This window comes from Streptomyces sp. ME19-01-6 (assembly GCF_033793745.1).
Classification (GTDB): Bacteria; Actinomycetota; Actinomycetes; order Streptomycetales; family Streptomycetaceae; genus Streptomyces.
In genome coordinates this window covers 38,666-50,541 of the sequence record NZ_JARAXF010000019.1, presented here as the reverse complement: position 1 = coordinate 50,541, position 11,876 = coordinate 38,666, and the positions used below count along the sequence as shown (strand labels likewise).

General features: G+C 70.6%; 12 protein-coding genes. 8 read left to right on the top strand and 4 right to left on the bottom strand.

Going from position 1 to position 11,876, the window contains the following annotated elements; all coding sequences use genetic code 11:
- Positions 1–10: 10 nt before the first annotated feature.
- Genes PV419_RS32995 through PV419_RS32985 form a run of 3 tightly spaced genes read right to left on the bottom strand, consistent with a single transcriptional unit; the run spans position 11 to position 2,866 of the window.
- Positions 11–802 carry an enoyl-CoA hydratase gene (locus PV419_RS32995; protein ID WP_319695213.1) on the bottom strand — a complete coding sequence of 264 codons (792 nt, stop codon included), beginning with the start codon at positions 800–802 and terminating at the stop codon, positions 11–13.
- A gap of 55 nt (positions 803–857) precedes the next feature.
- The gene (locus tag PV419_RS32990; RefSeq protein ID WP_319695211.1) at positions 858–2,015 is read right to left on the bottom strand and encodes an acyl-CoA dehydrogenase family protein; all 1,158 of its coding nucleotides are present in this window, start codon (positions 2,013–2,015) and stop codon (positions 858–860) included.
- On the bottom strand, positions 2,015–2,866 hold the full coding sequence (locus PV419_RS32985) for an acyl-CoA dehydrogenase family protein (RefSeq protein WP_319695210.1): 852 nt from the start codon (positions 2,864–2,866) through the stop codon (positions 2,015–2,017). Before PV419_RS32985 ends, PV419_RS32990 begins: the two co-directional genes overlap by 1 nt.
- Positions 2,867–3,032: 166 nt before the next feature.
- Between PV419_RS32985 and PV419_RS32980 the strand changes: the two genes are divergently transcribed.
- Positions 3,033–3,854, top strand: a complete 822-nt coding sequence (locus PV419_RS32980; protein WP_319695208.1) for a TetR/AcrR family transcriptional regulator — start codon at positions 3,033–3,035, stop codon at positions 3,852–3,854.
- A gap of 195 nt (positions 3,855–4,049) precedes the next feature.
- On the opposite strand, the gene PV419_RS32975 is transcribed toward PV419_RS32980, so the two are convergent.
- Positions 4,050–4,319, bottom strand: a complete 270-nt coding sequence (locus PV419_RS32975; RefSeq protein ID WP_319695206.1) for a hypothetical protein — start codon at positions 4,317–4,319, stop codon at positions 4,050–4,052.
- Between the two features lie 171 nt (positions 4,320–4,490).
- Here PV419_RS32975 and PV419_RS32970 point away from each other — a divergent pair, with 171 nt between their 5' ends.
- The 7 genes from PV419_RS32970 to PV419_RS32940 all read left to right on the top strand — a co-directional run bounded on the left by PV419_RS32970 (position 4,491) and on the right by PV419_RS32940 (position 11,874).
- On the top strand, positions 4,491–5,657 hold the full coding sequence (locus PV419_RS32970) for an acyl-CoA dehydrogenase family protein (RefSeq protein ID WP_319695205.1): 1,167 nt from the start codon (positions 4,491–4,493) through the stop codon (positions 5,655–5,657).
- A gap of 10 nt (positions 5,658–5,667) precedes the next feature.
- Positions 5,668–6,435, top strand: coding sequence for an SDR family NAD(P)-dependent oxidoreductase (locus tag PV419_RS32965; protein WP_319695203.1), 768 nt, complete (start codon positions 5,668–5,670; stop codon positions 6,433–6,435).
- A 65-nt stretch (positions 6,436–6,500) separates the two neighbouring features.
- Positions 6,501–7,268, top strand: a complete 768-nt coding sequence (locus PV419_RS32960; protein WP_319695202.1) for a FadR/GntR family transcriptional regulator — start codon at positions 6,501–6,503, stop codon at positions 7,266–7,268.
- 88 nt (positions 7,269–7,356) lie between these two features.
- Positions 7,357–8,157, top strand: a complete 801-nt coding sequence (locus PV419_RS32955; protein WP_319695200.1) for an enoyl-CoA hydratase/isomerase family protein — start codon at positions 7,357–7,359, stop codon at positions 8,155–8,157.
- Between the two features lie 2 nt (positions 8,158–8,159).
- A complete protein-coding gene (locus PV419_RS32950; RefSeq protein ID WP_319695199.1) occupies positions 8,160–9,140 on the top strand; it encodes an acyl-CoA dehydrogenase family protein in 981 nt (326 codons plus the stop codon).
- Positions 9,137–10,285, top strand: a complete 1,149-nt coding sequence (locus PV419_RS32945) for an acyl-CoA dehydrogenase family protein (protein WP_319695197.1) — start codon at positions 9,137–9,139, stop codon at positions 10,283–10,285. The genes PV419_RS32950 and PV419_RS32945 overlap by 4 nt, the downstream gene beginning before the upstream one ends.
- A gap of 14 nt (positions 10,286–10,299) precedes the next feature.
- Positions 10,300–11,874, top strand: a complete 1,575-nt coding sequence (locus PV419_RS32940) for a FadD3 family acyl-CoA ligase (protein ID WP_319695196.1) — start codon at positions 10,300–10,302, stop codon at positions 11,872–11,874.
- Positions 11,875–11,876 lie beyond the last annotated feature (2 nt).

The following is an 11,876-nucleotide window of genomic DNA, read 5'->3' as shown; positions in this document are numbered from 1 at the left end:
CGCCTGCGGCTCAGCCCTGCTTCAGACGCTGCTTCATCTCGTCGAGGCGGGTCAGGATCGGGAAGCCGTCCACGCTGAGCGCGTGGCCGTGCCCGGTCTGGTGGATGTCGAAGACGGACTGGAGGGCGGCGTAGAAGCCCTGGACGTCGAGGGTCTGGTTGACCGCCCGCTTGGCCTGGCGCAGGCCGAACGGGGGCATCGCGGCGATCCGGCCGGCCAACTCGTAGGTGCCGCGGTCCAGTTCGTCGAGCGGCACCACCTTGTTCACCATGCCGACCTGCTCGGCCTCGCGGGCGGTCAGCGGCCGGCCGGTGAACAGGATCTCCTTGGCCTTGCGCGGGCCCAGCTCCCAGGTGTGGCCGTGGTACTCGACGCCCCCGATGCCCATGTGCACGACGGGGTCGGAGAACTCGGCGTTCTCGGCGGCCACGATCAGGTCGCACGGCCAGCACAGCATCAGCCCGGCGGCGATGCACTTGCCCTGGACGGCCGCGATGGTCGGCTTGGGGACGTTGCGCCACTTCAGCGAGTACTCCAGATAGTGGCGGGTCTCCACGTCGTAGATCCACTCCAGGGTGATCTCGCCGGGGCCGGGCCAGCGGTCCTTCAGGTCGTGCCCGGCCGAGAAGTGCCGGCCGTTCGCCCTGAGCACGACGACCCGTACGTGCGCGTCCCGCGCGGCCCTGGTGTAGGCCGCGTCGAGGTCGTCGAGGAGCGCCATGGTCTGGGCGTTGGCTGCCTCGGGGCGGTTGAGGGTGATCGTGGCGATGCCGTTCTCGGCCTCGTACAGGATCTGGTCCATGGCGGGTGTCCTCTGTCCCTCTTCTATCACGGCAGGGTTCTGTCGCGGCGGGCTTCTATCGCGGCAGGCCGAGGATGCGCTCGGCGATGATGTTGCGCTGGATCTCGCTGGTGCCGCCGGCAATGGTGCCGGCGAAGCTGCGCACGTACCGCTCGAACCAACTGGAGATGAAGTGCTCGTGGTGCATGTGGTGGTACGGGCCCGTGCGCTTGGGATGCTCGAGTCCCTCGGCGCCGTGGGCCTCCAGCGCGTGCAGGGAGGCGGACTGGACGGCCTCGGAGCCGAGCAGCTTGAGCACCGAGATCTCCGCAGGGTCGCGGTCCGGGCCGAGCTGGCGGTAACCGAGGAGCCGCAACGCCGTCAGGTCCATACGGAGGGTGGCGTACCACTCCTGGCAGGCGCCCACGTCGGCCGCGTCGCGCAGGAGATCCTCCAGGCGTTCGGCGTACGACAGCCACAACAGGGTGCGCTCGTGGCCGAGGGAGCCGTTCGCCACCCGCCAGCCCTCACCCACGTTCCCGATGAGGTTCTCGCGGGGCACCCGGACGTCGGTGAGGAACACCTCGTTGAAGTCGAGATCGTCCTCGGCGGCGATCGAGCCGAACGGGCGGCGCACGACGCCCTCGGCGGCAGTCGGGATCAGCAGGGCGCTGATGCCCTTGTGCTTCGGCACCTCCGGGTCGGTGCGGACGAAGGTGAGCAGGACGTCGGCGTCGTGGGCGCCGGAGGTCCAGATCTTCTGGCCGTTGACCACGAACGCGTCCCGGTCCGCCACGGCACGGGTACGCAGGGAGGCGAGGTCGGATCCGGCCTCGGGTTCGCTCATGCCGAGCGCAGCGGTGATCTCGGCGCGCAGGATCGGCACGGCCCAGCGGCGCTTTTGCTCCTCGGTGCCGAAGGTGAGCAGGGAGGCGGCGATGATGCCGAGACCCTGGGGGTTGAAGCTGTGGTAGATCCGGCGGCGAGCCAGCTCCTCCAGGTGAGCGAGTTGCTGAGGCAGGCCGGCGTTGCGGCCGCCGTACTCGGGCGGCTGGCCCGGCAGCAGCCAGCCCGCGTCGAACAGGGTGCGCTGCCAGCGGCGGGCCCATGCGGGGACGTGGGCGCTGGAGCCGGCGCGCTCACGGGCCTCGGCCTCCTTGGGCACGTGGGCGTCGAGGAAGGCGCCGAACTGTGCGCGGAACTCCTCCACCTCGGGGTCGTCGGCCAGCTTCATCACGCGAACAGTGCCTTCCTGTGGACGGACGCGGTGCCGAGAAGCAGGTCGCAGGCCTGGGCGCGTTTGAGGTGGTACTGCACCTCGTTCTCCCAGGTGAAGCCCATGGCACCGAAGAGTTGCAGTCCGTGCCGGAAGACCAGGCGCTGGCACTCGCCGGCCGCGGCCTTGGCCATGTGCGCGGCGTCGGCGCGACACGGGTCGTCCTCGGCGATGGTCAGGGCGCTGAAGTGGGTGAGGGCGCGGGCGCGTTCGATCGCCACGTGCATGTCGGCCGCCTTGTGCTTGACGGCCTGGAAGGAGCCGAGCGGCCGGCCGAACTGCACCCGCTGCTTCACATGGTCCAGGACGAGATCGAGGACGCGCCGACAGGCACCCACGCAGGTGGCGGCAAGTCCCACCAGGGCGAGATCGGGCACTTTGGCGGCGAGGTCCTCGGCGCCGACGTGTGCGGCGTGCAGGTGCGGATCGAGCACGGGAACCCGTTCGGCGGCCAGCTCCGCACCCGGGACGACGATGACGCCCCGGTCTGTGAGGAGCGCGACCTCATCGGCCCGGTCGGCGTCCAGGACGTAGCGCCCGACGCCGTCGAACACGGCGGTGCCGCTGCCCGCGGGGAGCCGGCCGGTGAGCGGTGCGAACCAGGTGGCGGTGGCCAGAAACGGAGTGGGGTCGGCGGCGTATCCCAGTTCTTCGAGGATCAGGGCGAGCTCGAGCGGGGGCGCTTCCAGCCAGCCCAGTCTTAGGTACGTGTCCCACTGCTGGCCGGCGGGCCGGCTCCGCACCTTGGCGACGGTCTCGCGCACCGTGCGCCGCAGCAGCTGCTGCTCCTCGTCGAGTTCGAACTCCACGCCCGGCCCCCTCCGCCGTACCGGTGGCTGCACACCGGGCGCGGGCCCGGATCAGAAGCGAGAATAGCATTCTCACTAGAGGGGAGTAAGGCTCTTGTCTTTGGTGGAGCGCGATTCGGTAGGACGTAGGGCTCATCTTTCCGCCTGCGTGGAGTACCGTTCTTCCATGAGTGCCGTCCCCGCAGAATCCGTCGAGACCCCCGAGCCCGCCTGGCGGCAGCGCGCCGTCGAGCGCTCCACCCGGGCGGCGAAGCTGCGCGCCGAGCAGCGCGTGCAGCGCTTCTTGGACGCCGCCCAGGAGCTCATCGCCGACAAGGGCACCACCGACTTCACCGTGCAGGAGGTCGTGGAGCGTTCCCGCCAGTCGCTGCGCAGCTTCTACCAACACTTCGACGGCAAGCACGAGCTGCTGCTCGCCCTGTTCGAGGACGCGCTGTCGAAGTCCGCCGCCGCCATCCGGGAGCAGGTCGCCGCGGGGCAGGATCCGCTGGAGCGTCTGAAGCTCGCGGTCGAGTTGCTCTACGACTCCTCCAAGCCCCGCGAGGGCCGGCAGTCCCCGCTCTTCACCGACTTCGCGGTCCAGCTGCTGGTCACTCACCCGGGCCAGGTGGCCAGCGCACACCTGCCGCTGCTCGACTTCTTCACCGAGATGGTGGAAGAGGCCGTCGAGACCGGCCAGGCCGTGGCCCCGAAGCCGCGGCGCACCGCCTCCCTGATCATGCAGACAGCGATGTTCACGGCCCAGGCCCCCTCGGCCCGGGTCGGCGCCCATCCCTCACCGATCACGGTGGAGGAGGTGTGGGCCTTCTGTCTGGGCGGCATCAGTGGCGGCCCGGTGTCCGACGGCACTCCGGCGACTGCACCGCCGATGAAGAAGACCGCCGCGAGGACCGGCACGAAGAAGAAGGCGTCCGCCAAGAAGTCCGCCTCGGCCACAACCGCGGCCAGGAAGACGGGCGCGGCAGCCAGTCCGCCCAGGCGCGGCTGACGGTCCGTCGCTCAGGATGACGACCGAGGGCGGGAGTCGCCCGGCCCTCGGCCCATTCCCTCAAGCAGCTCCCGTGCCGCAGGGCCCCCGGCAGTCAGGCCGTGCCCGAGGTTCAGGCGCCCGGGGACTCGACCGGCACCACCTTCACCCCACCCGCGGTCCTCCCCAGCAGCGCCAGCGTCACTTCGCCCGGCCTCACCGGTGTCGCCCCCTCGGACAGCGCCGCCAGAGCCGGCGTGAGATCGAGTGGTAGACCTTCGGCCGGGCCACCTCGCCGTGAGCCGCGCGGTCCAGCTTCGCCAGGTCGGGCACGCCGACGGCGAGCATGCGCCCGGTGCGTCGGCCGCCGCCGCGGCGGGGCTCGACGGTCGCGGGCAAGGTCGGGCCGAAGCCGGCTGTGAGGGTGGCGAATGTGCGCCTGGTCAGCCCCGACTGGACCCGGTGGCGGCTCTTTGAAGCAGTCATTGGTCATTCCGAACGACGTCCGCACGCATCGACCAGAACCTGGACCTGCTCCCGGGGGCGGTCAGTCCGGCCGCAGATCGGCGAGGGACCTCACAGACCCTTGACCCTATTATCGGTCTGACCTTTGATATGGTTCGCATCACAAGGCTCCCGACAGAGAGGTCCCCCGCCGTGGACTTCGAGCTGACCGAGGACCAGGAGACGATCCGCAAGGCCGTGGCCGGTCTCCTGCGTGACTTCGACGACCGGTACTGGATGGAGAAGGACCGGGACCACGCGTTCCCCGAGGAGTTCTACGCCGCCGTCGCCGATGGCGGCTGGCTCGGCATCACGATCCCGGAGGAGTACGGCGGCCACGGACTCGGCATCACCGAGGCGACACTGCTGCTGGAGGAGGTCGCGCGCTCCGGCGGGGGCATGAACGCCGCCAGCGCGATCCACATGTCGATCTTCGGCATGCATCCGGTGGTCGTGCACGGCTCCGACGAGCTGAAGCGCCGCACCCTGCCGCGCATCGCACGCGGCGACCTGCACGTGTGCTTCGGGGTGACGGAACCGGGCGCCGGGCTCGACACGACGAGCATCACCACGTACGCCCGCCGGGTCGGCGACCACTACGTCGTCAGCGGACGCAAGGTGTGGATCTCCAAGGCCCTGGAGTCCGAGAAGATCCTTCTGCTGACGCGCACGGCCAAGCGTGACGAGGTCGAGAAGCCGACCGACGGCATGACGCTGTTCCTCACCGATCTGGACCGCGACCGGGTGGACATCCGCCCGATTGCGAAGATGGGCCGCAACGCCGTCTCCTCGAACGAGGTGTTCATCGACGACCTGCAGGTGCCGGTCGAGGACCGGGTCGGCGAGGAGGGTCAGGGGTTCCGCTACCTCCTCGACGGCCTCAACCCGGAGCGGATGCTGATCGCCGCCGAGGCCCTCGGCATCGGCCGGGTGGCCCTGGACCGGGCCGTGCGCTACGGACGCGAGCGGGAGGTGTTCGGGCGGCCCATCGGCATGAATCAGGGTATCCAGTTCCCGCTGGCCGACGCCCTCGCCCACCTCGACGCGGCGGAACTCGTGCTGCGCAAGGCGACCTGGCTGTACGACCGGGGCCGGCCGTGCGGGCGGGAGGCCAACACCGCCAAGTACCTGTGCGCGGACGCCGGGTTCACGGCCGCCGACCGGGCCCTTCAGACACACGGCGGGATGGGCTACTCCGAGGAGTATCCCGTGGCCCGCTTCTTCCGTGAGGCACGGCTGATGCGGATCGCGCCGGTCAGCCAGGAGATGGTCCTGAACTACCTGGGGTCCCACACCCTGGGCCTGCCGAGAAGCTACTGAGGAGCCGGTCATGACCGAGGGAACGGGACTGTTCGATCTCACCGGACGTTCGGCGCTGGTGACCGGGGCGGCCGGCGGCATCGGCTCGGCGGTGGCCGGGGCGCTCGCCCGGGCCGGTGCCACGGTGCTCGTCACCGACGTCGACGAGGCGGCGGCAACGGCCGTGGCCGGGAAGCTGACCGCCGCGGGACTGCGCGCCGAGGGCGCCGCCCTGGATGTGGGGGACCGGGCGGCAGCCGACGCCGCGGTGTCCCGGGCCGCCGCCCCCACCGGCGGGACACTGCACATCCTCGTCAACAACGCAGGCGTCACCGCGCCCGCGATGTTCGACAGGCTCGACGAGGAGTCGTTCCGGCGGCTCCTCGACATCCATGTGCTGGGAGCGTTCCACTGCGCCCAGGCCGCGCTGCCGTTCCTGCCGACGAACGGGACCGGCCGGATCATCAACGTCACGTCGTCGGCCGGCCTGACCGGCACCCTGGGCCAGGTGAACTACTCGGCGGCCAAGGCGGGCATCATCGGGCTCACCAAATCACTGGCTCGCGAGCTGGCCCGAAAGAACATCCTGGTCAACGCGCTCGCACCACTGGCGGCGACGCCGATGACCGAGACCATCCGCACCGACCCGAAGTTCGCGGAGCGGATGCTCGCCCGGATCCCGCTGGGCCGCTGGGCGGAGCCGGAGGAGGTCGCGGGCGCGTTCGTCTTCCTCGCCTCCGACGCGGCCTCCTTCATCACTGGGCAGGTGCTGCCGGTGGACGGCGGACTGGTCATCTGACGGACCGCGGGGTGCGGTGTTGAATGGTGCGGCCGAAACGGATGCATGACGAGAGGCCTGAACCCGTGCCCAGCGCTCACTCCACGCCCCCCACCCCGCGCTTCGACACACTCACCGTCCCCAAGGCCTCGGACGTGCTGGCGTCCGAGGTGCGTGAGCGCATCCTGTCCGGGGAGTTCGCGGAAGGCACACCCCTGCCGCCGGAACGACAACTGGTGGAGCAGACGGGACTGAGCCGGGCGACCGTTCGGGAGGCGTTGCGCATCCTGGAGGTCGAGCGGCTGGTGGAGATCCGGCCGGGACGCGGAGGCGGGGCCTTCGCGCACCGGCCGGGCCGTGATTCCCTGGCGAACACCGTGCAGTTGGTCATCCGAGGCCAGCAGATCCGGCTGGAGGCCCTGCACGAGACCCGTGAAGCGATCGAGCCGGCCTGCGCCGCGCTCGCGGCCGGCCGGCGCACCGAGCAGGATCTGGCCGACCTGGACGCCGCCCATGCCGAACTGGTCGACGCCGGTGACGACATCCGGCGTTTCCTGCGGGCCAACGTCCGCTGGCACAACGCGGTGGCGAAGGCGGGCGGCAACGAGCTGCTCATCGGGTTCCTCAGCGCTCTCTCGGAGTCGATCTACGCCGCCACGAACCTGGAACGGTTCATGGACACCTGTATCCGCGAGGTCACCGCCCAGGCACACGCGAAGATCACCGAGGCCATCCGGTCGGGTGACGCGGCAGCGGCCCGGAGGCGGATGAGCCGCCATGTGTGCGGATTTGCACGGGCCGCCGCCGAGGTGGACGGCCGGGAACGCGTCGAACTGACCGAGCCCGAAGACTGATCCGCCACATCGCAGGGCGAGAATGAGATTCTCGATTTAGCGCAACACCATTGACATCTTCGGGCTGACCTTTAATAGCATCAGCGGCATGACCGACGTGAGCCCCGTTCTGACCGTGGCCGCCGACGGAGATGTCCGCATCGTCACGCTGAACCGCCCCGACCGCCTCAACGGCGTCTCGGCGGAGCTCCACTTCCGGCTGTCCCAGGTCTGGCGCGAGCTCGCGGAGGACGCCGGAGCGCGGGCGGTCGTCCTCACCGGGGCGGGCCGGGCGTTCAGCGCGGGCGGCGACTTCGACCATCTGCTGCGCCATCACGACGATCCGGAGCTGCGCGAGCGGTCCATCCGGCTCGACCGGACCATCCAGACGGACATGATCCGCTTCCCGCTGCCCGTCGTCGCAGCCGTCAACGGCCCTGCGGTGGGCCTGGGCTGCTCTCTCGCGCTGGGGTGCGACCTCGTGCTCATGGCCGAAGACGCCTACCTCGCGGACCCGCACATCTCGGTGGGCCTGGTGGCGGGCGACGGCGGAGTGACCCTCTGGCCGCTGCTGACGAGCCTGCTACGCGTGAAGGAGTACCTGTTCACCGGGGACCGCATCCCGGCCGCCACCGCCGTCGAACTCGGCCTGGCCAACCGGACCGTCCCGGGCCCCGATCTCATGGGCGAAGCCCTGGCACTGGCCCACCGGCTCGCCGCGCAGCCCCCGGAGGCGCTGCGCGCCACGAAGGCGGCGCTCGCGGCCGTGGTCGAGCAGGTCTCGCGGGGCGGCATGGAGGCGGCGCTGCTGGCCGAGCGCTCCACCATGACCAGCCCCGACCACATCCGCATCGTGGGCGACCTCGCCGCCCGGGCGAGCCGCCGTCCCAGCACCGCCGAGGAGGACTGAGCGTGGAACGCGACGAGTTCACGCTGGTTCGCAACATGCTGCGGACGTTCGCAACCCGCTTCCGCACCGGCTCAGCCGACGACGTAAAGGCCCAGACTCGCGTGGACGCACAGCGGGCCTTGGACGAGCTCGGCCTGACCGGCCTCCGCCGCACCTCCCCGCCGGCCGCCACCGTGCAGGAGTGCGCCCTGCTCGCCGAGGAGCACGGCCGGCAGCCCCTGACCACGTCCCTGCTCGGCACGGCGCTGCTCGCCCCCGAGCTGCTGCGTCTCCTCGACGACGGTGAGCGGGCCGAACCCGTCCACGGCGACCGCCCCACCGTCGCCCTCGCCGGCGACCTGCGCTTCCCGGACCCCGATGCGGTCGGCCTCCTCGCCTGGGACTGCGACGGCGCGGACACGGCGCTCTTCGTGCATGCCGACGGCCGCGTGACCGAGCACGAGCTGGGGACCCCGGCACCAACCGCGGACCTGCTGCGCGGAGTGCGGCGGGCCTCGGCCGAGGGCCGGCCCGTCGGCCGGCTCACCCCGGGCGCACACCAGAGCTGGCAGGCGTACGCCCTGGTCGTGGTGGCGAGCGAACTCGTAGGGGCGGCCCGTTCGTTCGTCGAGCAGAGCGTGGACTACGCCCGCGAACGTCACCAGTACGGACAGCCGATCGGCTCCTTCCAGGCCGTGCAGCACCAGCTTGCCGACGCCACCGTCCTCGTGGAGGCCTGCACCAGCGCCACCCGCTACGCCGCATGGTGCCTGGACAGCGAAACGCCGGGCCGTGCGCTGACCGCGGCCCGCGTGGCCAAAGCGGAGGTCAACTCCTCGGCCGTGGAAGCCGTGTACGCCGGGATGCAGGTGTTCGGCGGGATCGCCCAGACCTGGGAGCACGTGGCCCACCTGTACCTGCGCCGGGTCCTGCTCGGAGCCACCGCGCTCGCGACCACAGCCGACCTGCTGACCGTCCTGGCCGCACCGGAGGCGACGCGATGACGGACACTCCCCTGGACTTCGGCGACCCTGAGGACCTGGAACGCCTGCGCCACGACTTCCGCGTCTGGCTGGCCGACCACCCGCTGCCCGAACGGCCCGCCGACGAGCCGCTCCCCGTGTTCCTGCACCGCTGGCACCGCCGACTGCACGCGGGCGGCTGGGTCGGCCTCGACGTGCCGGAGCAGTACGGTGGTCGGGGTCTGACCGCGCTGCACCAGGTCACGGTCAGCGACGAACTGGGCGCGCGGGGCGCGCCCGGCATCCCCCGCATCGGCTATCTCGCCCACGCCCTGCTGCGGTTCGGCTCCGAGGAGCAGCGCCGCCGGCTGCTGCCGCGCATGCTCTCCGGTGACGACGTGTGGTGCCAGGGCTTCAGCGAGCCCGGCGCCGGCTCGGACCTGGCCGGCATGAGCACCTACGCCGAGCGCCGCCCGGAGGGCCACTACATCGTCAACGGTCAGAAACTCTGGACGAGTTACGCCCAGTACTCCGGGCTCTGCCTGCTCCTGGCCCGCACGGATCGCGCCGCTCCGGCCCACACCTCCATCTCGGCCTTCGTGCTGCCTCTGGATCGCGCCGGCGTGACCGTACGACCGCTGCGTGCGGCGAACGGCGACGACGAGTTCTGCGAACTGTTCCTCGACGACGTGCGCCTTGAGGAGGCCGAGCGGCTCGGTGCCGAGGGCGACGGCTGGCCGCTGGCGATGACCACGGTGGCGTACGAGCGCAACGCGCTGGACACCGGTCACCTGTCGAAGTACGGGCTGCTGATCGAACATCTGCGCCGCGCCGCGCACGAGCGCCGTGGCACGCTCCCGGACGGGCTGCTGTCGGACATCGGCCGCTGTGCCGTCGACTACCAGGTCCTTGTCGCCCACGCGCGGCGCCGCACCGCCGAGCGCCTCGCCGGGCAGCCGGCGGGGCCGGAGTCGTCCGTGGACAAGCTGCTCATGACCCGCGCCGAACAGCGCCTGTACGAGACGGCGCTGAGCGTCTTCCCCGAGGAACTGTACGGGCAGGGCGGCGAGGTCCTGGGCGACTACTTCTACTCGCGGGCCGCGTCCGTGTACGGCGGCACGTCCCAGATCCAGCGGAACATCATCGCCAAGCGGCTGCTGGGCCTGCCCGTCGGCCCTCGTGCCTGATCGGAGCCCCCGTCATGCGACACGACCTGGAATTTCTCTCCATTCCGAACGTGGTGAGAGTCGCCGCGCGGCGGTTCGGTGACGCCCCGGCCCTCATCGACGGCGAACTGCGCCTCACCTTCCGGGAACTGGAAGCCCGGATGATCCAAGCGGTGCGATCGGCGCTGGCGCTCGGCATCGGACCGGGTGACCGAGTCGGTCTGTGCGCACCAAACTCGGCGGAGTGGATCGTGACGGCCCTCGGCATCCAGGGCGCGGGAGGTGTCGTCGTACCGCTCAACACCCGCTTCAAGGCGACCGAGATCTCCTACATCCTGCGGAAGTCCGGTGCGAAGGCACTGTTCGCCGCCGCGTCGTTCCTCGGCACCGACTACATCGCGGACTTGAGGCGCGTCGACCCCGAACTGCCCGCGCTGCGCACCACGGTGTCGATGCCGGGCGGAGCGGAAGGCCTGTACTGGAGACAGTTCCGCACGCATGGCGAGGAGTGTCCCGAGACGGCCGCCCGCGAGTCCATCGACCGGCTCACCCCGGATCACGTCTCCGACGTGATGTTCACCTCCGGCACCACCGGCCACCCCAAGGGCGTGATCCTCACTCACGGGCAGACACTGCGGGCGTACGGCTGGATGTCCACCGAGTACACCTTCGACGCCTCCGACAGCTTCCTGGTCATCCCGCCGTTCTTCCACTGCTTCGGATACAAGGCGGGCTGGCTCGCCTCCCTGATGCACGGCGTGACCGTGATCCCCATGGCCGTCTTCGACGCGGGGCGCGCCCTCGAGGTCGTTCAAGCGGAGCGGGTGAGCATCGTCCTCGGCCCGCCGACCATCTTCCACGACCTGCTGAACCATCCGCAGCGGTCCTCGTACGACTTGTCGTCCCTTCGGGTGTCCATGACGGGCGGCACGACCGTCCCGGAGTCGCTGATCCGGGCGATGAAGAAGGATCTGTCCTTCGACATCGTGCTGAGCGCCTACGGGCTCACGGAGTCGACGGCGCTGGTCACCACGACCAGGGTCGGGGACAGCGAGGAAACGGTGGCCCGCACCACCGGGCGTCCGATCCCGGACGTCGAGGTCCGGATCGCCGACGACATCGGGCAGGACGTGCCGGCGGGCGAGGAGGGGGAGGTCCTGGTTCGCGGCTACAACGTCACGCGCGGCTACTGGGACGACCCCGCGGCCACCGCCGAAACGATCGACTGCGACGGCTGGCTGCACACCGGCGACATCGGCCGCCTGGACATGGACGGCAACCTGGCGATCGTCGACCGGAAGAAGGAGATGTTCATCGTGGGCGGCTTCAACGCCTACCCGGCCGAGATCGAGAAGCTGCTCCTCGGCTACGAGCCGATAGCGCAGGCGGCGGTGATCGGGGTCCCGGACGAGCGGCTCGGCGAGGTCGGCTGCGCCTTCATCGTGCCGAGGTCCGGCGCGGACCTCACGGCGGAGGACGTGATCGCCTGGGCACGGGACCACATGGCCAACTTCAAGGTCCCCCGCCGGGTGCGCTTCGTGGACCACCTGCCGCGCAATGCCGGCCAGAAGGTGCTCAAGCACGAGCTGCGCGCCCGGCTGGGGAAGTGACC

Coding starts and splice junctions, on each gene's coding strand:
- PV419_RS32995 (WP_319695213.1), bottom strand. CDS start 802: ATGGACCAGATCCTGTACGAGGCCGAGAACGGCATCGCCACGATCACC.
- PV419_RS32990 (WP_319695211.1), bottom strand. CDS start 2,015: ATGAAGCTGGCCGACGACCCCGAGGTGGAGGAGTTCCGCGCACAGTTC.
- PV419_RS32980 (WP_319695208.1), top strand. CDS start 3,033: ATGAGTGCCGTCCCCGCAGAATCCGTCGAGACCCCCGAGCCCGCCTGG.
- PV419_RS32975 (WP_319695206.1), bottom strand. CDS start 4,319: ATGACTGCTTCAAAGAGCCGCCACCGGGTCCAGTCGGGGCTGACCAGG.
- PV419_RS32965 (WP_319695203.1), top strand. CDS start 5,668: ATGACCGAGGGAACGGGACTGTTCGATCTCACCGGACGTTCGGCGCTG.
- PV419_RS32955 (WP_319695200.1), top strand. CDS start 7,357: ATGACCGACGTGAGCCCCGTTCTGACCGTGGCCGCCGACGGAGATGTC.
- PV419_RS32945 (WP_319695197.1), top strand. CDS start 9,137: ATGACGGACACTCCCCTGGACTTCGGCGACCCTGAGGACCTGGAACGC.
- PV419_RS32940 (WP_319695196.1), top strand. CDS start 10,300: ATGCGACACGACCTGGAATTTCTCTCCATTCCGAACGTGGTGAGAGTC.